The sequence below is a fragment of the Paenibacillus sp. FSL R5-0928 genome (assembly GCF_037970385.1).
In the GTDB taxonomy this organism is placed as follows: Bacteria; Bacillota; Bacilli; order Paenibacillales; family Paenibacillaceae; genus Paenibacillus_AQ; species Paenibacillus_AQ odorifer.
Window position 1 is genome coordinate 4,931,367 of the sequence record NZ_CP150225.1, and the last position, 23,032, is coordinate 4,954,398.

At 44.0% G+C, this 23,032-nt stretch carries 17 protein-coding genes and 1 riboswitch; of the genes, 5 read left to right on the forward strand and 12 right to left on the reverse strand.

Annotation, left to right across the window (positions count from 1 at the left end; genetic code table 11):
- Positions 1-121: 121 nt before the first annotated feature.
- Both MKZ16_RS22330 and MKZ16_RS22335 read right to left on the reverse strand, forming a co-directional pair.
- Positions 122-3,502, reverse strand: a complete 3,381-nt coding sequence (locus MKZ16_RS22330) for a glycosyl hydrolase 53 family protein (RefSeq protein WP_076104423.1) — start codon at positions 3,500-3,502, stop codon at positions 122-124.
- Between the two features lie 244 nt (positions 3,503-3,746).
- Complete coding sequence (locus tag MKZ16_RS22335; protein ID WP_076104422.1) at positions 3,747-4,703, reverse strand: DMT family transporter; 957 nt, start codon at positions 4,701-4,703, stop codon at positions 3,747-3,749.
- A gap of 126 nt (positions 4,704-4,829) precedes the next feature.
- Positions 4,830-4,978: riboswitch (FMN riboswitch) on the reverse strand.
- A gap of 209 nt (positions 4,979-5,187) precedes the next feature.
- On the opposite strand from MKZ16_RS22335, the gene MKZ16_RS22340 reads away from it, so the two are divergent.
- The gene (locus MKZ16_RS22340; RefSeq protein ID WP_076104421.1) at positions 5,188-6,360 is read left to right on the forward strand and encodes a substrate-binding domain-containing protein; all 1,173 of its coding nucleotides are present in this window, start codon (positions 5,188-5,190) and stop codon (positions 6,358-6,360) included.
- Between the two features lie 207 nt (positions 6,361-6,567).
- Entirely contained in the window at positions 6,568-8,070 is a 1,503-nt protein-coding gene (locus MKZ16_RS22345) for an N-acetylmuramoyl-L-alanine amidase family protein (RefSeq protein WP_038574680.1), read from the forward strand.
- Between the two features lie 48 nt (positions 8,071-8,118).
- Here MKZ16_RS22345 and MKZ16_RS22350 read toward each other — a convergent pair whose 3' ends face one another.
- From MKZ16_RS22350 to MKZ16_RS22365, 4 genes are all read right to left on the reverse strand, one after another.
- Positions 8,119-8,523: a VOC family protein gene (locus tag MKZ16_RS22350; RefSeq protein WP_076104420.1), complete on the reverse strand. Its 405-nt coding sequence runs from the start codon at positions 8,521-8,523 to the stop codon at positions 8,119-8,121.
- Positions 8,524-8,546: 23 nt separating this feature from the next.
- Positions 8,547-10,019 carry a carboxylesterase/lipase family protein gene (locus MKZ16_RS22355; protein WP_076104419.1) on the reverse strand — a complete coding sequence of 491 codons (1,473 nt, stop codon included), beginning with the start codon at positions 10,017-10,019 and terminating at the stop codon, positions 8,547-8,549.
- Positions 10,020-10,038: 19 nt separating this feature from the next.
- Positions 10,039-11,193: an AI-2E family transporter gene (locus MKZ16_RS22360; protein ID WP_036676105.1), complete on the reverse strand. Its 1,155-nt coding sequence runs from the start codon at positions 11,191-11,193 to the stop codon at positions 10,039-10,041.
- Between the two features lie 243 nt (positions 11,194-11,436).
- Positions 11,437-11,796: a (2Fe-2S) ferredoxin domain-containing protein gene (locus MKZ16_RS22365; RefSeq protein ID WP_036676102.1), complete on the reverse strand. Its 360-nt coding sequence runs from the start codon at positions 11,794-11,796 to the stop codon at positions 11,437-11,439.
- A 149-nt stretch (positions 11,797-11,945) separates the two neighbouring features.
- Between MKZ16_RS22365 and MKZ16_RS22370 the strand changes: the two genes are divergently transcribed.
- The 3 genes from MKZ16_RS22370 to MKZ16_RS22380 all read left to right on the forward strand — a co-directional run bounded on the left by MKZ16_RS22370 (position 11,946) and on the right by MKZ16_RS22380 (position 15,025).
- Positions 11,946-13,532 (forward strand): AraC family transcriptional regulator, encoded by a 1,587-nt coding sequence (locus tag MKZ16_RS22370; RefSeq protein ID WP_081393357.1) that lies wholly within the window; start codon positions 11,946-11,948, stop codon positions 13,530-13,532.
- A gap of 103 nt (positions 13,533-13,635) precedes the next feature.
- Positions 13,636-14,652, forward strand: a complete 1,017-nt coding sequence (locus MKZ16_RS22375) for an ABC transporter substrate-binding protein (protein ID WP_305953728.1) — start codon at positions 13,636-13,638, stop codon at positions 14,650-14,652.
- Between the two features lie 142 nt (positions 14,653-14,794).
- Complete coding sequence (locus tag MKZ16_RS22380; protein ID WP_036676096.1) at positions 14,795-15,025, forward strand: hypothetical protein; 231 nt, start codon at positions 14,795-14,797, stop codon at positions 15,023-15,025.
- 6 nt (positions 15,026-15,031) lie between these two features.
- Here the strand turns inward: MKZ16_RS22380 and MKZ16_RS22385 are convergent, their stop codons facing one another.
- The 6 genes from MKZ16_RS22385 to MKZ16_RS22410 all read right to left on the reverse strand — a co-directional run bounded on the left by MKZ16_RS22385 (position 15,032) and on the right by MKZ16_RS22410 (position 23,007).
- On the reverse strand, positions 15,032-16,129 hold the full coding sequence (locus MKZ16_RS22385; RefSeq protein ID WP_076104418.1) for a GerAB/ArcD/ProY family transporter: 1,098 nt from the start codon (positions 16,127-16,129) through the stop codon (positions 15,032-15,034).
- 36 nt (positions 16,130-16,165) lie between these two features.
- Positions 16,166-17,371 (reverse strand): Ger(x)C family spore germination protein, encoded by a 1,206-nt coding sequence (locus MKZ16_RS22390; protein ID WP_038572463.1) that lies wholly within the window; start codon positions 17,369-17,371, stop codon positions 16,166-16,168.
- A complete protein-coding gene (locus MKZ16_RS22395; RefSeq protein WP_143759018.1) occupies positions 17,368-18,882 on the reverse strand; it encodes a spore germination protein in 1,515 nt (504 codons plus the stop codon). Before MKZ16_RS22395 ends, MKZ16_RS22390 begins: the two co-directional genes overlap by 4 nt.
- A gap of 156 nt (positions 18,883-19,038) precedes the next feature.
- Positions 19,039-20,064 carry an iron-hydroxamate ABC transporter substrate-binding protein gene (locus MKZ16_RS22400; RefSeq protein WP_256715456.1) on the reverse strand — a complete coding sequence of 342 codons (1,026 nt, stop codon included), beginning with the start codon at positions 20,062-20,064 and terminating at the stop codon, positions 19,039-19,041.
- 132 nt (positions 20,065-20,196) lie between these two features.
- Positions 20,197-21,822 (reverse strand): helix-turn-helix domain-containing protein, encoded by a 1,626-nt coding sequence (locus tag MKZ16_RS22405; RefSeq protein WP_076104416.1) that lies wholly within the window; start codon positions 21,820-21,822, stop codon positions 20,197-20,199.
- Positions 21,823-21,966: 144 nt separating this feature from the next.
- Positions 21,967-23,007, reverse strand: a complete 1,041-nt coding sequence (locus MKZ16_RS22410) for an NAD(P)/FAD-dependent oxidoreductase (protein ID WP_036676089.1) — start codon at positions 23,005-23,007, stop codon at positions 21,967-21,969.
- Between the last annotated feature and the right edge of the window lie 25 nt (positions 23,008-23,032).

The following is a 23,032-nucleotide window of genomic DNA, read 5'->3' on the forward strand; positions in this document are numbered from 1 at the left end:
TCAAATGTCATAGCCCCTATTGTACAAACAATCCCTACTTGCGAAAAGATAAATATCTAAAAAATGTGGTAAAGACAGGCCCTAACTGCCTTTTCGAGCACAGTTATTGCCTGTCTGCCTATTATTGCTGCAAAAGATTGAGTATGATATAAGCCGCTTCAGCGCGTGTTGTATAGGCTTGCGGACGGAAATTGCCATCTTCGAATCCATTGATAATCCCAGCCTGCGCAAGCGCTGTTATCCCTTCACTGGCATACAACGAGATCAGGTCTTTATCTTTAAAAGAAATAACCTTCACATCCGTCTGACCGTTCACTTTCTCCGCCAACTTAAGCACACGATACGAAATAGCTGCCATTTCTTCACGGGACAATTTATCATTCGGGCCAAAAGTGCCATCCGCATGTCCTTGTACAACACCCAATTTCCCAGCAGTAATCACAGCAGAGCTATACCACGCATCAAGGTTCACATCTTTAAAACTGCCTGTTCCTCTTTCTGTATTTAGCTCCAGTGCGGACAGCAGCATGCTGACAAATTCAGCGCGTGTAACCTCCCCTTGCGGATTAAAGATCCCGTTTCCTATTCCTTGCACGATTCCTTTAGCCGTCAAGGATTCAATCGCTAACGTGGCCCAATCTGCTGCTTTTAAATCTGTGTACCCCACCTCTGCGTACCCCGCAGCATAAATGCTGAAATGACTTGGATTAAACACAATCTGTTCCGCGGTTGGGTTGTACCGCACAGCTTTGATAACTTCGAGTTTTCCATCAGCAAGTATCGAATAAACAGCAATCCGCTGGCTCTGCTCCCCGAGCTTCAGCTTGTAGTGGAAGGCTACCGATATTGCTCCTTTTTTGAAAACATCGATAGAACTCCCGTCTACTGACACATGGATGTTATAGGCCGGGTAGTCTTTTGCTCCAGTTGCCAATGGTGAAGGCAAGGTTGGCGTAGCTACCTGAACCAGTGAGAGCGTTAGTTCCTTAGCTCCCGTCTTTATAATTCCTGCACTAGCTTCCGTAGAAACCGTAACAGAGGCCGCACCATATACAATTACTATTTGAGGATGTTTGCCCTGCTCTAGTATAGAACTCAACGGAAGATGAACGACTGCTCCCTTAAGCTCTCCCGTCGATGGCAGAACAGAAATAATCAGTTTTTCATCCGCCGGAAGCGTCGACAGCGCCTTATTGATATCCTCTATACTTAGCGTGATATCAGCTATGCCGGAAATTCCTGCTTGTGCCTTCACCTGAAGTTGTCCTGCCGCTGTATGTTCGACCACTGCTTTATTTGCTGAATTTACAACGCTTGAATCTCTGACCGTGATGACAGGATCAGGATTAACTCCCGTTCCGGGTTCTTCACCAGTGCCGGGATTATTTCCTCCCGTTCCGGGTTCCTCGCCAGTGTCGGGATTTCCTCCCGTTCCCGGTTCCTCTTCGCCCCCCTCACCGGCCACCGGGGTTTTGAAGACATTTAATGAAGAGAGTGCATTCCCTGCAAAATCGAACATTGCCTGATTCTCCCAAGCATTTCCTTCGCCTACCTTCCAGCCTACACCTTGCACTGGAATCCAAGCTGGTTCCCAATAGAACAAGCCTGTTCCTTTACCATCGGGTACTTTGGACAATACATTCATTACTGTTTTGACCTCAGCCATTTGACCTGCAACCGTAGCTGGGAAGCCACTGCCGTCTAGCTGATCCTGACGAGCGATGTTATTCTCAAAGTTGTCGCCGTCCTGCAACGTGTAAGGATATGCGGTTTCCGTCACAATCACTTCTTTACCATATCGTTTAGAGATATCGTCCAAGTTAAACTGCAGGCTATCCATCGTTCCGCTCCAATACGGATAAAAGGACGCGCCGATCACGTCATAATCAAGATTCCGCTTCGTTAATTCGTCAAAGAACCAACGAAACATATCATTTTTGCCACCTTCAGCAAGATGGATCATAATTTTGATATCCTGATCTGCACTCTGGCTGTCTCTAACTCCCTTCACTCCACTCTCTAGAAGCGGAACAACCTTCTCAAAAGCATTCTCTTGATCATAGGATTTGCCGTCAGGCCATAACAAGCCACCATTAATCTCATTTCCGATTTGGACCATATCGGGTGAAGCTCCCTTTTCCTTTAGCTCATCCATAACATCTTTGGTATAGTCATATACCGCTTGCTTCAATTCATCATAGGAGTAATCCGCCCATGCTCCCGGCTTGTTTTGCTTTCCGGGGTCAGCCCAGAAATCAGAATAATGGAAATCAAGCAACAGCTTAAACCCTTTGGCTTTGACGCGCTGCGCCATTTCCACAACATGCTCACGGTCATTATAGCCGCCAGCTTCCTGAGGATCATTCCATAAACGTAGCCGAATGTAATTTACACCCCGGCTTTTAAGAATATCCAGCAAATCCTTTTCTACTCCATTGTCGTAATACTTTCCACCGGCATCCTCAATCGCTTCCAGTGTGGAAATGTCCGCACCTTTTATGAACCCGGATTGCAGCACAAGCGGAGTAACCTGAATATCAGCTGTGGGTTGTAGGTCTGTCCCTGCAACTTTCCCCATTACGCTGTAAGTTCCTTCAACCGCGTACTCCGCCTCAGTAAGGTCATCCCAGGTTACAGGCAGCTGTTTGCTTGACCCATCTTCGTATATAGCCGTTACCGCTGATGGCAATAAAGCAGGCACATCCGTAATTGTGCTGACATTTATGCTCTCAAATCCGACAATAGGCGTACTGCTGTCACCTACTACTGTTACCTTCGCCACTGCCTTCTGCACAGTACCTGAGATAGAACCGCTTACTGTAAAGGTTCCGGGACGGGAATACTCTGCTGGCAGGATCACATCCCAAGCAACCTGAGCATCCTCCGTGTCAGAATTGCTATATACCACAGTTACAACACTTGGAAGCTCAGGGGCTTGCCCAATTTCCGTGTCCAACCGTACTGGCAGTACAGTTTGTATTTCACCCTGTGCCGGCTCATGCGGCGTGCCGGCTGCGGGAACACCCCAGACCTTCAGATCATTAATGGCTGCCCATTTTCCGCCGTTGATGCCGGTCAGGTTGACCCTTACATAAGAAACATTTTGCAGCTTGAAAGCATTGTACTGAGTTTGCTCTACACTGCTGCTCTGACTTTTGTCCACAACTGTTGTCCATACCTTATGATCACGTGATACTTCAATCGTATATTGATTAATGTAACTCCATGCATTCCAGATGACGGTTGCACCTGACAAATCATATGCACCTTGCAAATCTACTTCCAGCCAATGAGGAAAGCTCCCGTCATTCGCCGTCCAATGTGTGTTCCATTCATCGGAATCTACTGCGTTACCCGCTTCATACCCTGCAAGCTCACTATCTGATATTGCAGGCTTACCTAGGGCAATATTCTCATCTCCTGCCGCTTGAGCAGACGGCCCAAACGTAAAAGGGGAAATAAGAAAGGTCAGAATCATAAATAATACAAATGATTTCTTCAATGTCTGTTTCCTCCTAAATAATTTAATAATGGATTATGTACTCAGTGGCACAGTCATTTTGTGCCCTTCCTTATTGTAAACGCTTTATTAATTCCGCTATATGTTACGTTAGAAACATTTCAGCAGTTTTTGCAGTCGATATGATCAAAGCAAGGAGTAAAATCACATACAAAAAAAGATGATCCGAAAGCCATACGGCTTCGAATCATCTTTATATAGGTAGAACCATTCCACTTCAATCTGCTCAGAGCGTTTGTGGTTTGGACTGTTGATTAGATAAAAAGAATAAAGCGACCCAGATCAAGGCAAATCCGAGAATCTGCGGGATAGTGACCAGCTGTTGGAACACGATCCAGTTGATGATTACTCCCGTCATAGGAAAGCTGAGTTCAGCTAATGTGGCGAAGGAAGCTTTGGTCGTGCTAAGTCCTTTGTAATACAACAACATACTAAGAAGTCCTGGCAGCAAAGCTTGCAGCAATAGATTAACCGCAATGGCTGCCGATGCACCAAACCCGCCATGAATCTGCCACGGTGCACCTTCTAGCGTAGTGATAACGAACAGTAAAGGAAGCGCAAGGATAAACCGCAGCGAAGTCACTGTCTCATATTTCATAGAACCGAGCAGATAACGTCCCATGACTGTCGATCCCCCCCACAGTGCAGCTGCTCCCAAGGCCATCAGACTGCTAACCCCAATAAAGTTATTCACATGTCCGAAAGGGATACTCCAGCCAAAGGTCAGCAGATAGGTTCCTACCAGTGCCAACACAATGAGTGGTCCGAAATTTTTAGGCAAACGTTCTTTAAGAATTAAAGCAGCGAGACCGATCGCGAATATTGGCTGAAGCTTTTGCAGTAACAGCACCGCATTCAAATCCCCACTGGAAAGTGCCATCGTAAATAGGATCGTCGCCCCGGCAGAACCTCCCCATGAAACAATCAATAAAGCACCAATCTGGCGAAATCCAATTCCTTTAAGCTCCGCCCGGTGACGCCAAAGAACAGGTGAAGCAGCCAAGAAAAGCACCACATGCTCCAGAAGAACAATTTGCGATGAGGTCAAAGATTTTAACAGGATGATACGAAAGAGCGGATCAACGCCCCATAATGCTGCACCAATCACAACGAGCCAAAATCCACTGCGTAGCGCTGATGTACTGCCAACCTTAGTTGATGATGAAGCTGTAACATTACTCATAATTTCATTCTCCTTGTCGATACAAACCCTCGATAAGAGACCAAAAACCCCCGAATTACCAAAAAGGTAAACTCGGGGGCATTATCAATAAAGACGTACAAGGATAGACTCCTAGCGTCTTTATCTTATGATCCTCTCCCATCCGGACTTTACCGTCGGCTCTGGATTTACACCAGATCAGTCACTTCTCTGCAAGCAGAACAAGTGAGTCGCGGGCTCAGTTCACTTTGAACATTACCGCCGGTCGGGAATTTCACCCTACCCCGAGAATCTTGTATTCCGTTGTTTTTTTCACAATCTCAGAATAAACCTCTTCTTGCCATTCGTCCAGTACTTTATGAAAATGTACACATTACTTTCATGTTTCGCAGCATTTTATTACATGTTTGTTCGTAATTGTTCTACTGCTTCATCCAAAAAACTTCTGTATAATGAAAATATGTTGATTTTTCCATAGTTTAGTAATCATGTCGAGGAGGTTGTTATGAAAGAAGCATTCTGGACGAAGTTATTGTTCTCCATCTTTGCCGTTGGAGGAATAGCTTTTTTAGGATTCATAGGTGCTATAATTACTGCGCTTTACGGAGGACTGCTGTTTTATACCCCACTTGTGGCAATCTTAGCGATCGTATTAGCCATCTATGTTGTACTTATCATATTTAATGTGTTGTCACGAAAAACAAGCAATATTGTATTGTTATCTATCCTCGGACTTAGTCTGCTCGCGACCGCAGGATATGAGATCAAGCAAGCGTACGTCAACAGAATTGCCATGGTCGATGATCGGGAGGTTAATCTGCTACAATATGAACCCTTTGCTGAGAAGACCAAAGCAGTGAATCTGGATGAACCTTCTTCCTATCATATCGCTAGCAATCTTCCAAGATTGGACGGCGCAACCGCACTTTATCCACTGTATTCAGCTTTCGTTCAAACTACTTATCCTGAGGGTTATTATAATCCGTATGATTTTCAAACAAGTCAAGTAATTTGCAGCAGCACACCTGAAGCTTACAAGAGATTGATTGAAGGAGAAACCGATATTATATTTGTAGCGGCTCCGTCAATCGCACAACAAAAAGAAGCTAAGCGCAAAGGTGTCGAACTGAAGCTTACGCCGATCGGCCGCGAGGCCTTCGTATTTTTTGTAAACAAACGAAACGACGTAACCGGACTTTCCACCGCTCAACTTAAAGATATTTACGCAGGCAAGATCACAAATTGGAAAGATGTAGGCGGAGCTAATAACCGAATCCGTGCTTTTCAACGGCCTGAAGATAGTGGAAGCCAGACGATGTTGCAAAAGTTTATGAAGGACACTCCACTCATGAAGCCGCCTCAAGAAGACGTAGCGGATATTATGAGCGGTATCATTCAACAAACCTCCAGCTATCGAAACTATAAAAATGCACTGGGCTACAGCTTCTTATTTTACGCCTCAGAAATGAATCGGAACGGGGAAATAGCCCTGCTGGCCATCGATGGTATCCAACCAGACAAGGAAAGTATTCGTAGTGGACAGTACCCATTGGCAACAGAATTTTATGCAGTGACCGCGGGAAGCGACAACCCTAATATTCAACCCTTTCTGGATTGGATTCAATCTTCTCAGGGTCAGAAATTGGTAGAGAAAACAGGTTATACATCGTTAAAATAACATATCTCTAGCGAATGAGAGCTATCCCAAAGGTTTGGGAAGGCTCTTTTTCTATTTTTATACCGAAAATTTTCCTTTTTATCGCTTGTAGAGCGCAACTTTTGGAAACTATTGTCGTTTATACTTTATACGAGCCTTAAACGGCATCAAAGGAAGAAAAAGTAAGAATTGCTAGAGACCAATAAACGGGGATGGTAGGGATTGCAGATGAAAAAGTTTGGTTTTTTGGCGTTACTGCTGCTTTTGTTGGTGCTGGTTCATCCAGGAACTGGTTATGCCGGCTCTACGGAAACACACATCAACCTAGACGGCAACGATCTTAAGATTTCCAAAGAAGCACAGGTACAAATTGTAAATGGCAGTGTAATGGTTCCTCTTCGCGTTGTTGCGGAACAGCTTGGTTATACCGTGAAATGGGATAATGTGGCCAAGACAGCGATCATTGAGCAAAAGGGAACTACTTTAAAACTGATCGTGGATAATACGATGGCAGAAGCTTCAGGGAAACAAGTCAAACTGGACAACCCTCCGTTTCTCAGTGGCAGCACAACCCTTGTTCCTTTAAGATTTGTTGGGGAACAGACAGGAACTACTGTCGGTTGGGACAATGTAACCAAAACCGTATATTTAACCTCTCCAGTGCCTGAGGTTGGGGGAAGCGATCCGGAAGTTACGGTTCCAGAACCCACTCCAACAGCACCTTCGGAGAACGGATCAACCGGGAATACAGCAACTGAAGGGAATAGCTCAGTGGCTGCAGTCACCAATCTTAGCTTCATCAATAACCAGCTGGTTATTGCAGTGAACGGCAGTATAAAACCTACCGTGTTCACTATGACAGACAAAGACCGAATTGTCGTGGATTTACCGAATACTGGCTTTGGAACCGACTTCCATCAGAATCTTTCCGTAGGAAAGAACCAAAGCGGACAGTTAACGGTTACCGACTATCCTAATGTCTCTGCCGTTCGCTATTCATTGTTCAGCAGTTCCCCATCGACCATTCGGATCGTCATTGATCTAAACAGCGCTAATAGCTACAGTCTGATAAATGCTAATGATGGACTTATTATTGTGGATCTTAATGGGACTAGCGTTACGCTTCCTGAAACCACCTTACCAGAAGTACCGGTTACAACTCCTCCACCTTCTACCGGCAACACAGACAAGAAGATAATCGTCATTGATGCAGGACATGGAGGGAAAGATCCAGGGAGTTCAAGTGTTAACAAGCTTAAAGAGAAAGATTTCACCTTGCCGACAGCACTGAAAATTGCAGAATTACTAAAGAAAGAACCAAATATCGAGGTTATACTCACGCGCAGTGGCGATACATACCCAACTCTACAGGACAGATCTAACCTCGCCAACAATGTAAAAGCCGATCTATTTATCTCTGTTCATGCCAATAGTATTCCGGCGGGCAGTAAAAGTAATCCTAGTGGCACAGAGACCTATTACACACGTAATGATAGCTTATTATTCGCTCAAACCGTTCACAAATACCTCGCAGTTGCTACAGGACTGCAGGACCGAGGGGTTCGTCAAGCTAACTATCATGTAACAAGAGAAACCAAAATGCCTGCAATATTATTAGAATGTGGTTACTTAAGCAATACCAAGGATGAAGCATTACTCTTTACCCCGGACATCCAGAATAAAATAGCCGAAGCAGTAGTTTTAGGAATCAAAGAATATTTAGGTCGTTAAAAAAATGGGTGTCCCATTAGCCATGCAGGCTGATAGGACACCCATCTTTTATTCGGTAGTTGTGTTCCAAACACTCATTCGTTCCCGCAGATTCGAGGTATGCAGCTCTAGCTGTATACCATCCGGATCTAGAAAATTGACCGTCCAGCCTATTCCCCGTTTGATTGGCCCTCTAATTATGGGCACATTCTGGGTTTGCAATCCTTGGACGGCTTCCTCAAAATGTTCCTCTGCAATACTAAAAGCGATATGGTCTACCCCAACTACTTTATCTGCAATCGCCGTATAATCAGGCTTTTCAAGAAGACATATCCAGGCACTTCCCCATTCCAGATAAGCATCAGTTTTACCTCTATGAACTAGCTGAAGGCCCAGAACTCCTGTGTAGAAATTCAGGGAATTCGCTAAATTACTGACATTTACGGTCACATGGTTAAAACCTTCTACCTGCATCTTTATTCAGCCTCTCAATCTTCTTAAGCCAGCATAGTGACAATTCTTTTGCGTTTCTCTGCCTCAGGATCATAAGCTACATGCGTATCTTCATCAAAGATCAAGGTAGCCCGTTCCTCCAGATTGTATTTCGGCCATAACCTCTCTGCTGTAGCCGGATTTCCTTGATGAGCGAAAGCAATCCAAGCATCATGCATAACTTCAGCCAACTTCTGCATCGTTGGATTAATTTCTGCCCTAAGATGGGTTAGATGAGATAGATTATTAAAGGCATAGACGATTTCTGCACTATGCACAGCTTTATTTAACAATGGATGACCTGGGATCGTGCCGTCAAAACGGTACATCCAGACAGGTGCATATTTCAGTTGGTTCTCTGCCAGGGACACCGAGGTTCCCCAGAAGTAAAGATCCGTTAGAATTTCGGCTTGTCCCTCCCATGAGGATGAATAATGGTTCGCAATCTCCTTCAGACTCCCAGTACCCATCATCTGCTCCAGCGCCTTGAGTGAATCGTCAAAGTCTGCCTCAGGCGATTCTTCTCTGAAGAACAAGTTGCCCTCATCACGATTGGTTCCGATCAATAGCGGAATACCCTGTGCCGATCCTTCTGCCACAGCCTGTGCAGGTTCTACAGGAAGTGTATCCCCATCAATGACAGGCTGAAATAACATGCCAATTGAGCCACCCGTTAACTTTTTAGTCATTCTTGCGGCTGCATCGATAATTTGTTCAGAAGAAAATGTTTGCAGAAGACTGGCATCTCCATCTGGAGCAATCCCTAATTCAGCTAGTAGTGCAGCTGCAATGTACTTCCCCTGCTCGGAAGGCAGCGTCTGAGCAGCCCCGCTTTGCATAATCGCACCAGCGAACAACCCCTTCGCTGCTGGCATGGCCAAAAGGGCTGCGATACTCATACTCCCTGCTGACTCCCCGAATACAGTTACCCGCTGCGGGTCCCCACCAAAAGCAGCAATATTCAGCTTTACCCATTCCAGTGCGGCGATTTGATCCAATAAACCTTGATTAGAAGCAAGCCCATGGCCAAATGGAGACAAATTCATGAATCCAAATGGACCCAGCCGATAGTTAATGGTCACTAAGATTACTTTACCGCGTTCAGCGAAGCTTGTGCCGTCAAACTGCGGCTGACTTCCAGCCCCGGTCACAAACGTCCCCCCGTGAATCCAGAACATAACAGGCAGGGGCTCATCATGAACTGCTGGCGCCCAAATATTTAAATACAGACAATCCTCGGAATGAAGCGGCGTCTTGCCACCGAACCGAGTACCTCTCGTATCCGCTGGCTGACGACTAACTGGACCAAATTCAGAAGCATCTCTAACCCCATCCCAGGCTTCTGGTGGCTGTGGTGCACGAAACCGAAGTTCTCCAACAGGTGGAGCTGCAAAAGGGATCCCGCGCCAAATGTTCACGTCCCCCTCCTGTATTCCTTGAAGCTTACCATAAGAGGTTACTGCTATTGGTGCTCCCATTACATTTCACCCTTCCACATTATTCCTTATTCTCTTCAATCTGTTTATATAAGCCGGATCGAAACCGGAACCATTCAAAAAGATGTGTAAATACCACCTTAAGTACCGCATAACCCGGAACTGCAAGGATAATCCCCAGAATTCCAAACATTTTACCTGCGAATATAATTACAAAAATAATGGTTATCGGATGAATCTTCAACGTCTTGCCCATGATCTGTGGTGAGATAAATTTCCCTTCAATCAGCTGAACAGCTGTCCACACGATAATCATCTTCAACAACATAAATGGAGAAGTGACCATCGCCACAATTAGGGCAGGTGTAATCGCGATTGCCGGGCCCAGATAAGGAACAACTGCTGTACAAGCAGCAGCAATAGCCAGAACGAGAGAGTATTCCAAACCAATGATTAAATAGCCAATATAGAGCAGCAGACCAATACAGCAGCTGACAATAATTTGCCCGCGTATGTAAGAGGATACCTGACTGTTCATCTCCGACATGACCATACGAGTCTGCGGCTGCAGAGAAGTAGGTACAAACTTCAGAATATAATCCGGCAATTTTTTTCCATCGCGAAGCAAGTAGAACAAAATAAATGGCGTCGTTACAACCGCCAAGACAATCTCTGTAAGGGCTCCTACAAAGCTGCCAACACCCGTCAAGGCATTATTCAGAAAAGAACTGCCCCACGCCGTAATCTTAGATGTTATCTCACTAAGGTTCGTTCCGATACTATCTTGAACTTGCCCAAAGAACTCCGTTCCGGTCAGATCCATAAACCGTTCTTGAATTAATTCACTATACCTTGGAAAATTGTCGATCAAACCTGATAGCTGAGTCCGTATAATTGGAATGACCATAAACAAAACCAGCGTGATGAGACCAGCAATCAACAAATATAGGATGATTATTGCATATACACGTTTTATTCGGGATCTTTTCTCCATCCTATCTACCAACGGATTCAGCAAATAATAAGCTATACCTGCCAGTAATAATGGTGCGGCCACGGTGTGCAGCAATACTGATATCGGCTTAAAAATAAACGGTATTTTGGAGAATACCAGAATATTAATTCCAACCAGCAGCATAATGAGCAGCACTACTACAAATTTATTATTCAGAAAAAATTTTTTGAACTTCTCTGGCCACACCTGCAGCCTCTCCATCGTACCCTCTCCCCTATAAACCATCATATATACTGTGTTATTTCATTCACTTTTTAATAGCATAGTCAACGTTAGCCCTGCAAGTCAAATTTGATGTCCTTAATTAAGCACACAGTCCTATTACGAGTCTGGTCATGATCCGATTCAATCATAATCCTCCCCTGTTTATAAATAAATAACCCTGCACGAGATATTCCTCTGTACAGGGTTAGAACCGCAGCTAAAAGGTACTTACAAGCCTTGCTATTTTTTCTTTTTCCCTTTAGCGCCCTTTTCATTTGAAGCAATCAATTGTCCATCATAGGTGTATAACAAGTGATCTTCAAGCTTCTCCCCCTGCAAATGTTTCCGCACTAATGATTTCGCCAGCTTAGGTGTAATCTCTTTGTACCACACACCTTCGGGATAAGCGATCACCACACAAGCATCTGAACATCTTCCATTACAACGGGTCACAGTCGTATGTATAAGACTTTGTGCGCCCTGCTTCTCAATCTCGTCTTCTATCGCTTCAGCTACCTCTTCACCTTTGTGTTTCTTGCAGCTGCTACCGTTACATATTAATAAGTGACTTACAGTTCCTTGTAAATTCCAGGTCGTCATGGATGACTTCAACCCCTTCTTATCAGCTAACCCTATTCCGTTCGTGGATTATTTTAAACACTATCATAAGCATCATTATAGTCAATAGTAAGAAAGACTGTTATACTATAAATGAGAATGATTATCAATGAAAAGAAGGGGATTACTACATGCAGATCCAATCCGACGGGATGCCTTATCCATCCCATCCTTTTTATATGCCCCTTCGGGTCATCAGCTTATCGGGAATAACCAACTACACAGCCTCAAACATTTCTTCTACTAATTCCAGCCTTATGATGATCTGGGATGGGAAAGGTTTTCTTGAAATAGACGGTAAGATACACAAGGTCATGGCCGGAAGCTTAATAGCCCTTAGTAGTTCTTCTTTATTGAAGATGGAACCTGAATTACAGTTAAGGGGGATATGGATTGAGTATTCCTGTATACCCCAGAGTAAAAATGAGGACATTTTTATAAATGACAACTCCCCTGTCCACCATGCCTCCACTCGTTTGATAGCCTTGGCAGGTGAGCTTTACAGTGCCTGGATAGACGCTGATAAACAAAAGCCGTTTAGGGTCCAGCAGCTATTCACCCAGTTCATCGTGGAGCTTCATGGTGAACTGACATCCCATAAAGAAAGATCAAGCAGTTGGATGGAACGGGTGACTGAGTATATAGAAGCTCATTACAATGAAGATATCACACGGGATCAAATGGCTGCTTTAGCTGAAGTGAGCCCCGAGCACTTTTCGCGAACCTTTCGCAAATCAATAGGTCTATCCTTCAGTGCTTATATTACACTACTAAGAATCCGTAAAGCCCAGCAACGAATCCTCACCAGTTCTCCCAATCTGACAACATTGGCACATGAGGTTGGTTACGAAGAGGGAACTTATTTGAGCCGAAAATTCAAGCAGTTTGTTGGCGTTTCACCTACAGCCTACCAGAATAAGAATAAACGGGTCGTTGCCCTGAACTATAATCACACCGCTAGCCTGCGAGTACTGGAAATCATGCCTCAACTCGGGGTTTATTCCGAATGGCAACATAGCTTGGAACAAGTTCCCGCTTCCAAACAGCTTCAAATGAGCGAAGGTAAATTTTCATTACTCTATGACTCAGTAGCTGCGGTAAAACCAGATGTCATTATCGGCTACAGTCTACCCGACAATAAGATTCTGACTCCTGTTGCTCCGGTTATCGAGCTGCCCTTTATGCAAATGAGTTGGCGAGAGCAATTTGCTCTGATTGCCGAGGTTGTGAATCGACGACAGCGTGCTGAACAGTGGCTAAGTCATTATGACAGACTTTGTCTTACCGCCAACGGGTTATTAAACCATGCTATAGGAATGGAGAGAGGTACGGCTATCGTGTGGGAGGTTAGCTCCCGATCCGCCTACTGTTTCAGTAGCAGCTTCGGCAGAGGTTGCCAAATTCTATACGGTGATCTTGGCTTCAAGCCCCCCTCCGTAATTATTGAAAAAGGGATCACAGATTCCGGGTACTTAGAGGCATCTATTGAGGATATCGTATCGTTTCCTGCTGACCATATTATTATCACTAGCATCCCTTCATCATCTGAGGGAAGACAACGTTTTACTCGCCTACTACATTCTAAAGCTTGGAAGCAATTAGATGCAGTCCGAAACGGACGGGTATATATTCTGAACCAGGCTGATATGTTCTACGGATTTGACCCACTGTCCTCACAGGCACAGCTTCAAGAATTGCTACGGGTAATGACATCATAAATTTGCATAAGCTGAGATCATATCCGTCCATAGTAAATACCCGGTGAAGCTTGTAAAGTTCTTATTGAGAATGATAATCAATATACATAGGGGGAACAACAAATTGCATAATCCAGGAAAAAATAGCTCCAAACAAACCCATTGGTTTCTTTTTCCCTTCATGCTGGCATTAATTCTAGTCATATCAGCTTGCGGGAATTCCAATAATTCTGTGGGGAATACAGGCAGTAACACCAGCAACACATCATCGGCAACTGCAGTACCTACCGAAACTAGTCAACCAACAGAAACTACTGAAGCAGCTGCTCTTAAAAAGGTCACTACTATAAATGGTGATATTGAAATCCCTGTTCAACCTAAAAGGATTGTCGCTGAGGAATATCTGGGCAGTCTGATTGCGCTAGATACCATTCCTGTTGGTGCTCCCGGATTAACACTGGAGAATATGTATTTTAAGGAGGCACTTACTGGAGTTGCAGACACTGGAACTTACGGCAAAATGTCACCTGAAAAAATCATCGCACTTAATCCTGATTTGATTATTTCTGGACAAGCTGAAAGCTATGAAGCACTAAGCAAAATTGCTCCAACCATCGTTGTGCCATATGGTGATCTGAAAGATGCTCATGCCGAATTAACCTATTTCGGAGAACTCCTTGGTAAGGAAGAGGCAGCCAAAAGCTGGCTTGCAGATTACGACAAACGGATAGCTGAAGCTAAAGCCAAAGTAGACAAAGTAATCCCTGCAGATGCAACATTTTCCATCATGGAAGACGGCGGAAAATCCATTTGGGCCTATGGCGATAACTTTGGCCGAGGCGGACAGCCTGTCTATCAGGCGCTGGGTCGTAAGCCCCCTACAGCTGTGGCCGCAGAAATTATGGAGAAGCAATGGGCGGAAATCTCTACAGAGGCACTCGCTAAATACGCAGGAGATTATATTATCTTAACTTCCAATAACCGTACAGAAGCTGATTACAAAGCTGATCCAATCTGGAGTAGCCTACCCGCTGTAAAAAAAGGCCATCTCTATGTATGGAAAGAAGAACGGTCCTGGTACTATGATCCAATTGCCGTGTTATCCCAGACCGAAGAACTGGCTGCTTGGCTTACACAATAAAATGCGCTTAAATTAGAATCCCCTACTGCTTCCAACAACGTTGGAGCAGTAGGGGATTTGTTATTTCTTTTGACTACAAAAACACTCAAGAGGTAATAATACATTTAGCCTAAGGTTAATCTAGCAAATGGAGTTGATCAATATGAAATTACTATTACTATATTTCATGCTTGCTTTTATGGGGTTGCTGATGGCAGTAATCATCGACCTTTTATCAGGAGAAAACCTCACCGCTTCAATGCGGACGATCTATGACTCCTTTGCAGCTACAAGCATACAGGAATCAATAACTATGCTCGTTTTTATCTCCTTACCTTTTGTTATTACAATTACATCCTCTATCCGAAATAGAAGCAATAAATCCATCAAATAAAATAAACTAACCTATGCTCCCTAATTTTCTGCGGATGTAATGAACGATGCACAAGAGAATAGGTACAGCGGCACAGAAATACGGCAAAATATATTTCAGAAATATCCTTCCTTCGTCCATATGTATCGGATAATTCGCTGAACTAATAAAAGCCCCGAACAAAACAACAATACCAACGGGAACGGCGAGCTTTCTGCTGTCTTGCACCTTGAATAGATCCGCGGTGACTACCATTGCAGCGTAGCAATATACTGACATTTTAAAAAAGACTCCAATGATTAAGGTTAAGAGCACAAGCGCGTCCAAACGTTGAATGAAATTGGCCAGGTTTACTAACGTTATCGTAGTGAACATCGGAAAATTGGCTCTACTGTAGATTTCTGTTCCTAGAACGGATATTTCGATGGCATGGGTAAAACTGAGTAATAATCCGCATAAAGTAATTGCGATGATTCCGGTTCTTTTTGCTACCTTGGTTTTTTTGATATGAGGTAAAATCGTAGTGAAACATACCATCTCCCCGAACGGAAATAGCCATATATTTAGATAGGCTGATTTCAATGCATTCTTCCAATCCGAGGCCTGTAACGGAAACAAGTTATCTAGTTTTACAAGTCCGGCGGCAATAACCAAAAAGCAACTGGTCAAGCCCAATAATATTATAATCAGCATATAAATCTCAGCCGCCCGCGCAAACACCTCAATCCCCTTATTTAAGATGTAAATTACCGCAACAACCATCATTGCATAAATGATGAACACGGGTGTTCTGTCGTAAGAAGCAGCTATTAACAACTCACCTGATTCATGCAGATTTCGAGAGCCATTGAAGAGAAGGATTGGAATGTATGTTAAGCTTAACGGCCAGCCTAATACATTGCCCAGTATCTTTCTTGTATACCCGCTAATAATCATGCCCGGATATTGCCGGTATAAATAAACATAAATCAAATACAAAAGAAGTCCACCGGGCAAAGCTAACAGAATAGCAATCCAGACAGCATGGCCACTTTCAAGTCCAATCGGTACCACAAGGGCCGTTCCCAATTCAAACAAAAAAATCAAAGCAAATAATTGACTCGCGCTGATGGTTTCTTTTTTCATAAAGTGGCCTTCTCCCACCTTTCTCACTGAACACTTTCATTTTTCCTTTAACAATTTCGGCTCTAATCTCATTCCAACACTGCGAATATAGGCCTCTACAGAAACATCCACTTCCGCTTCCGCGAACACTGACTCCCAATCGTCCTTAACAGTCTCCCATGCTTTTGGATTTGTGCGCTTCAGTTCATTCCCGAAATTGAAAATATCGCATTTCATAGTTTGAGCAGCCTGTAAGGCTTGGGTTATTTCCTGTTTAGTTTTAAGAGCCACTTGTTGTTCCAACTGAACGATTACCTCTCTATCACTTAGCTCAATATAACTCTGTGCCTCACTAAGCGTCCCCTCTTCCACAACATTTACATGAATGACGGGTACTTTATTGCGGAGTTCAATCTTAATTTTTGTTTTTGAATAATTAATGTTAACGGCTATCGAATCTTTAACCTCATTTGAATCTACATTAATACTGGTTTCATTAATCTCGTTCTGTACCCATAGTGCCCCCCGAGCAAGAGGGCCATCCAGCCACCCCTGAAAAACCCCTTTTTTCAATACGCTAAGCCCGCTCATTGTGACAAGTGCTTTTACTTTAGTTTGCTCCATCCCGGATTTTTTAGTTCCTTCTTCAGCGTCTCCAAGAATTCTGGCTCCGGATATCACCACTGACCCTTCTCCACTGAGACCATTAATTAGCTCAAAAACATTGATATCCCGGCTTTCTCCATATATTCTAGCGGTATTTTTACTCTTTTTAATAATCCCAATTGCAGGCAGGCTTTCTACGGGAAGCAATAGTTTCAGAATAGAGGATGCTTCCGTATCTCTGGCTACAATAACATTCGTGTTGAGCCGCAGCTCATGGGACCTTTCAAAGATGTCAAAAATCCCATCAATACCGCTCTTCACTGTAGATTCGCCTAAAACTAATAGCTGCGTGTGTGCAAAAAACATCTGTCTTGCCGCCTTTTTTGAAGTCTTGCGAAAAGCGCCAAAGATCGTACGGTCCGTAGAAGAATAAATAGTGACCGTGGGTTGTCCGGTGCTAGCTCCTGCACTTGTGGCTGTTGAGGATGGATTCACAATCTGAAAAGTAACATGATATTCCTCTTTATTCGGCACCTTATCCACACCTATACCAGTCACAATGCCTAAATTGTTTAATTCCCGACTGTTCCAGCAGCTTGTCAGCAACATTAAGCAGCATATACAAATAAATGAACGCATCATCCATCCGACCTTCATTTGCCACTCCCCGGCTTCCCATCATTCACCTTAAGTCGAGTATTATTTTTTTGGCTAACAAGACGCGGCCGAGTTTTCATATATTTCAAGGGCACACGCAAGATCGAGTCCTTCTGATTCTCAGCGATAAAAGGACCAAATGGAGACATATACGGAAAACCCAACGATTTCAAGCTACACATATGAGCAACCAAAATAAAAGTAAAGATCGTTATTCCATAAAGCCCCATAAAGGCTGCGATAAACATAATGATGAAACGCAAGATACGTATGGAAAGAGCCATATTAAAAGCGGGAGTAGCAAAGCTGGATATTCCTGTAAGTGAAACTACAATAACCATTGCAGGAGAGACAATACCGGCTTGTACGGCTGCCTGTCCTAACACTAAGCCCCCAATGATCGACACAGTTTGGCCTATAGGGGATGGCATACGAATTCCTGCTTCACGTATAATCTCAAAGGTAAATTCCATCAGCATAGCCTCAATAAAAGCCGGAAATGGAACCCCCTCCCTTTGTGAAGCAAAATTAATAAGTAAGGCCGTTGGGATCATTTCTTGATGAAAGTTTAGAATTGCAATAAATAACGCTGGGCCAAATAACGAAATAACAAGGCAAATAAATCTCAATAATCGGATCAAAGTCGTAATATCATAACGCTGGTAATAATCTTCTACGGCATGTAAAAACATAAAAAAGGTTGTAGGTGCAATCAGCACAAACGGGGTCCCGTCCACAAAAATAGCAACTCGTCCTTCTAAAAGATTTCCTGCAACACTGTCAGGACGTTCCGTATTATATATTGTTGGGAACGGCGAAAAGGGAGTTTCTTCTAAAAATTGCTCAATGTATCCAGATTCCAGAATCCCGTCTATATCAATGCTTTGCAGCTTAGTTCTAAGCTCCTGTAAGGTATTATCATTGACGATCCCATGAATATACATAATAGATACATTCGTTTGCGTGACGTCTCCTATCTTCATCGACTCCACCCAGAGATTAGGGCTTTTTATTTTCCTGCGCACCAGAGAGATATTCGTCCCAATAGATTCCGTGAAGCCTTCCTTGGAGCCACGAATGGCTACTTGAGTTGTAGCGTCCGATACCGCTCTAACCTCACCGCCGCTTGTATTCCCTCTGATAGCTGCCCTTATCCCGTTGACCCAAAGAATGGTATCCCCAGAGAATAAAGCCTCAAAAAGCACATCCCAATCTTCAAGTGTCTGTTCTTCTCCGATCCCTCTCGCCACTTCTTTCATATACAAAAAGATATCTTCAGCGGATGTTACCACCGGGTTTTCTTCACCTAGCTTATCGAACGACATCGCATGCTCCACAAACTCGTTGACCCTCAATTTTTCTATTAATCCCTCAATATATACGGCAGCTACCTCAACCTGTGTGGTAGTGGATTTAATTCTACGAATAACAATATCAGGGCTATGGCCAAGCCTTTCTTGAAGCTCTTTAAGATTATCGTCCAAAATAGTAGAGTTAAAGGGGTCCATCATTAACACCTCCTGCTCATACTATTTGTTCTACACCGCTTTTTTATGCAACAAATGGAATCTATAACCTCCCTTAACTTGGAATATAAATACGCAAAAGGGATGTCCTTGAGCTACTATAGCTCAGCGAACATCCCCTTTTACTCTTTTGAAATTAACTTATTGAAGAGACTTCAGCAACGTAACTATCTCATCCAGCTGCTTGTCCAGCGCATAAGCATCGGATAGATAATAAGTTTTTAGATCGTAGGTGAATACATGACCCGACTTGACAGCAGGCAGGTTCTGCCAGAAGACACTGTCCAGAATGTCCAGCTTATCCTGCTCCACACCACGGCTGAAGCCTTGGAAGATATAATCAGCTTCACCTAAGTACTCGGGCAACGCTTCAAGTGAGAGGGAAGCCCAGCCTTCTTTAAAGGCTGCCTCTTGGACAAGATCAGGTGCATGCAGCCCCAATCCGTTATATATAATCTCTCCACCGCGCCCATATGATGAACCGTATAAATACAGCTCTTTACCGGCAATTTCAAAGATCGCCACCTTTTTGTCAGCTGCGATCAGATCAGCCAATTCCGCTTTTTTCGCTTCCAGCTTCTGATTGAAATCCGCCACCCACTTTACAGCCTGCTGCTCCTTGTTCAAGATTTTCCCGATCTCGATCAATCGTTCCTTATAGTCGTATTTGCCCCAAGGAATAAAGACAGTCGGAGCAATCTTAGAGATTTGCTCATAGGTATCTTCCTGATAAGTGATAATCAAGTCCGGTTCGAGGCTCGTTATTTTCTCCAGGGACACCGTCATGTCATCGCCTACTACTTCTACACCTGTCAGCGCCTCTTTGAAATATGGATGGTTCAAGATGTCATTCCCGGCAACGGCAATGGGCGTCACGCCAAGCGTCAGAAGATCACCAATAAAGTCTTGTACCGGAATCACAACTCTTTGTGGATTGCGTGGGATCTGCACCGGGCCTTTGTCGCTTTCGTATGTCCAATACTCTGTATCAGCAGCCTGCTCCGTGCTGGCAACTACAGAATCATTAGTGCTTTTAGCCACTTCAGCCGACGTGCTAGCTGGAGCATTCCCCTGATTAGCGGCTTGTCCGCATGCGCTCAACAGCAGCACCAGCGTAAGCATAACAGCTATCATGCTTGTTTTTCCTAACGATATAATTCTGTACAATGTAAATCCCCCTTGAGACTTTATATTATTATGATATTGATAATCAATATCATTAAGATCTTTGTTTAATATACCGTCTCCGCGGGAAAACATATATACACGCTAATACATCAATTTAGCTATGGACGATTGTCAGCTTAATTTATGGCCGGTTAACAAATCTGTCTGTATTTCCAGCTGGCGTTCGAGCGCAAGCCCTTCGCTGCCCCAAAATTCCTCAAGCTTCAGGTAATATATGCATTCATTCCTGAATGCTGGAAGATTGCGCCAAACCGCGCTTTTACTAATCCGTTTACGTGTTCTCGACATCCAGTCCTCTTGTCCTGATACAACCACAAACATATGGTCAGCCGCGTATATTGGCAATTCCGACAGTGAGATGCATAAATGATCATTCCGCTCCAGAACATCTGACCTTACCTTGTCCGGTGGAATTAACCCCAGCATTGGATACAGATTGTACACCCCTCGGGCTGTATAATTCCAGATATAAATACTGTTATCTTGCCTAATCTCATACACCGCTACCGTTTCACCAGATTCAATTAATGAGGACAAGCGCTGCTTGGCCAAATCTATTTTCAAATGATAGTGCCTTATCCATGCCTCTGCCCGCTCCTCTTCTCCCAGCAGTCTGCCGAATAAACGAATCTGTTCCAGGCGGTCCATTTTATCACACTCCACAGTAACTAGTGGACCCAACTTTTCCATGCATTTAAGCTGACGAGGGCTCAGATAGGTCGGTGCAATAACTAGATCGGCTTCTAGCCCAGACCAGTCCGCTTCCGCCGGACATCCCTGCAACTCAAATGATCGCACACCCGCCAGTTCCGGCAGCAAAAGCAATGAGTAGTTCATCACATCTTCTTCAACCGCGACAGGCTTCACTCCCAGCGCAAGTAAATCCCCTAAAAATTGTAACGCTACTATCCGCTTCGGTTTGGGACGCAAACGGAACTCTGTTGGGGTCATCCCGGTGACTTGCTTGAATTTGCGGCTCAGATATAGTCCATCTGTATAGCCTACTTTTTGCGAAATTTCCTGTATTGTTGCTTTGCTGGACATCAAGTCTTTTTTCGCTTTATTTACTCTTAAATGAGCTACATATTCGGTGAAGCTCCAACCCGTCTGCTTGCGGAACCATACTGAGAAATAACGAGGATTGAAGCCCATCATTCGAGACATCATCTCCCGCGTAATCTCCCTTTGAAAATTCTGGTGGATATAAGAGAGCATTCTGAAATATGAACTATCCGTAATGTCTGCTTCAGCGTCAGCCACTACGACCAGTTGATGTAGCTGATACAGCAAGGATTGAATTCTATCTGCCTGTGCTTCTAAATTATTGGCAGCAACATCTTCCAATTCGCTGAATAAGCGGGTTATTTTATTCGTCGTACGTATAGGTGAAATCCCATTGACCGGAAAAATTTCACGGCAAAGTCCATAGACCAATTCTTGCTCCGTGCTATTGCTTAGCCCATATACCTCATAGGAAATTGCTAGAACAGAGATAACAGTCTCTAATGGAGCATTAATTTGATAAGTCGCACCTGCGCTTAGAAAAAGAATTTCACCATTTTTCAGAGCTACTGTCTCTCCTTCTATGGTTATTTGAACGATAGCTTCTATTGGTGTCAGGAAGAGTGGGGACTGGGCAATCTGGGGTTTATTGATGTGACCGCCGCCGCATTGGCGTTTCCCTGCCTCTTTTAACAGATAAATTCTATGAACCGGGTTATTATTTGATAGCTTCATTCCTGCTCCCTTCCAGACTGCTAGACTTAATAACCCATAAAATAGAAAGCAAGCGTATAAGGGTTCTCTCCGCTCGAAATGGATAAGATCCCCTATACGCTTTATATAAAACTTCAGATTTTATGGTTTGAGAAGCCTCTATCCTTAGTGGTCGTCAACGACTCCAAGCGCTTTATTCTTCTCTTTGAACCGTTCATTGTGAGAAGATACGTAAGCGACTTTGGCCGCGGTCGGGTCAATGTACAGCTTTGCGCTATTAAGCGCCAGAGCCGCATCAGTGAAAGCGCCTGCGATCAAACGAACCTTGCTCGCATAATCCACAAAGTCACCTGCTGCGAATATACCCGGAAGATTGGTCTCCAGCTTATCAGTTACATTCGCACACCACTCGCCCATATCAAGGCCCCATTCTTTTAACGGACCAAAATCGCTCTTCAGACCATGATTCACAATGACAGCATCCACTTCAAACTGCTCTGTTTCACCTGTCTCTATATGGCTGATCGTAACCTGATCTATCGTTTCACCATTACTGCTGTGTAATTGGCTTACTGCATATGGCGCACGGACATTGACTGAGGATTCCTTCATCCGCACAATGTTTTTCTCATGTCCGCCAAACTGTTCGCGGCGATGCGCAATCGTCACACTTGCAGCGATGGGCTCCAATTCATTCGCCCAATCTACTGCGGAGTTGCCTCCACCGGAGATTAGCACTCTTTTACCGCGGAACGGCTCCAGCTCTTGAACGGTATAATGAAGATTCGTCACCTCATAACGATCTGCACCTTCAATTTCAAGCTTTGCCATCTGTAGAATTCCGTAACCAATTGCCAAAATGACTGTGCGGGTCCAATGTTGTTCCCCAGTAGAAGAGGTCAAGATGTACGTCCCATCTTCTTGTCTCTCTTGATTCATAATTTGCTGACCCAGCACAATAGTCGGATCGAAGGTTTGAGCCTGCTCCTTGAGCTGACCGATCAGTTGATGGCAAAGAGTTGGGGTTACGCCTCCTACATCCCAGATCATTTTTTCGGGATAAATAAGCATTCTTCCTCCGAGCTCATCCTTCGCTTCAATTAACTTTGTCTTCAAGTCTCTCATTCCACTATAAAAAGCTGTATACATCCCAGCAGGTCCGCCACCAATAATGGTTACATCGTATAATTCCAGTTGTTTATTCATCGTGTCCCTCCAAAATTATATTCTA

What these genes read in the sequence shown, in the direction of transcription:
- MKZ16_RS22335 (WP_076104422.1), bottom strand. Translation starts at nt 4,703, where the DNA reads ATGAGTAATGTTACAGCTTCATCATCAACTAAGGTTGGCAGTACATCA.
- MKZ16_RS22370 (WP_081393357.1), top strand. Translation starts at nt 11,946, where the DNA reads ATGCAGATCCAATCCGACGGGATGCCTTATCCATCCCATCCTTTTTAT.
- MKZ16_RS22360 (WP_036676105.1), bottom strand. Translation starts at nt 11,193, where the DNA reads ATGGAGAGGCTGCAGGTGTGGCCAGAGAAGTTCAAAAAATTTTTTCTG.
- MKZ16_RS22355 (WP_076104419.1), bottom strand. Translation starts at nt 10,019, where the DNA reads ATGGGAGCACCAATAGCAGTAACCTCTTATGGTAAGCTTCAAGGAATA.
- MKZ16_RS22405 (WP_076104416.1), bottom strand. Translation starts at nt 21,822, where the DNA reads ATGAAGCTATCAAATAATAACCCGGTTCATAGAATTTATCTGTTAAAA.
- MKZ16_RS22395 (WP_143759018.1), bottom strand. Translation starts at nt 18,882, where the DNA reads ATGATGGACCCCTTTAACTCTACTATTTTGGACGATAATCTTAAAGAG.
- MKZ16_RS22380 (WP_036676096.1), top strand. Translation starts at nt 14,795, where the DNA reads ATGAAATTACTATTACTATATTTCATGCTTGCTTTTATGGGGTTGCTG.
- MKZ16_RS22385 (WP_076104418.1), bottom strand. Translation starts at nt 16,129, where the DNA reads ATGAAAAAAGAAACCATCAGCGCGAGTCAATTATTTGCTTTGATTTTT.
- MKZ16_RS22345 (WP_038574680.1), top strand. Translation starts at nt 6,568, where the DNA reads ATGAAAAAGTTTGGTTTTTTGGCGTTACTGCTGCTTTTGTTGGTGCTG.
- MKZ16_RS22410 (WP_036676089.1), bottom strand. Translation starts at nt 23,007, where the DNA reads ATGAATAAACAACTGGAATTATACGATGTAACCATTATTGGTGGCGGA.
- MKZ16_RS22390 (WP_038572463.1), bottom strand. Translation starts at nt 17,371, where the DNA reads ATGAAGGTCGGATGGATGATGCGTTCATTTATTTGTATATGCTGCTTA.
- MKZ16_RS22350 (WP_076104420.1), bottom strand. Translation starts at nt 8,523, where the DNA reads ATGCAGGTAGAAGGTTTTAACCATGTGACCGTAAATGTCAGTAATTTA.
- MKZ16_RS22340 (WP_076104421.1), top strand. Translation starts at nt 5,188, where the DNA reads ATGAAAGAAGCATTCTGGACGAAGTTATTGTTCTCCATCTTTGCCGTT.
- MKZ16_RS22365 (WP_036676102.1), bottom strand. Translation starts at nt 11,796, where the DNA reads ATGACGACCTGGAATTTACAAGGAACTGTAAGTCACTTATTAATATGT.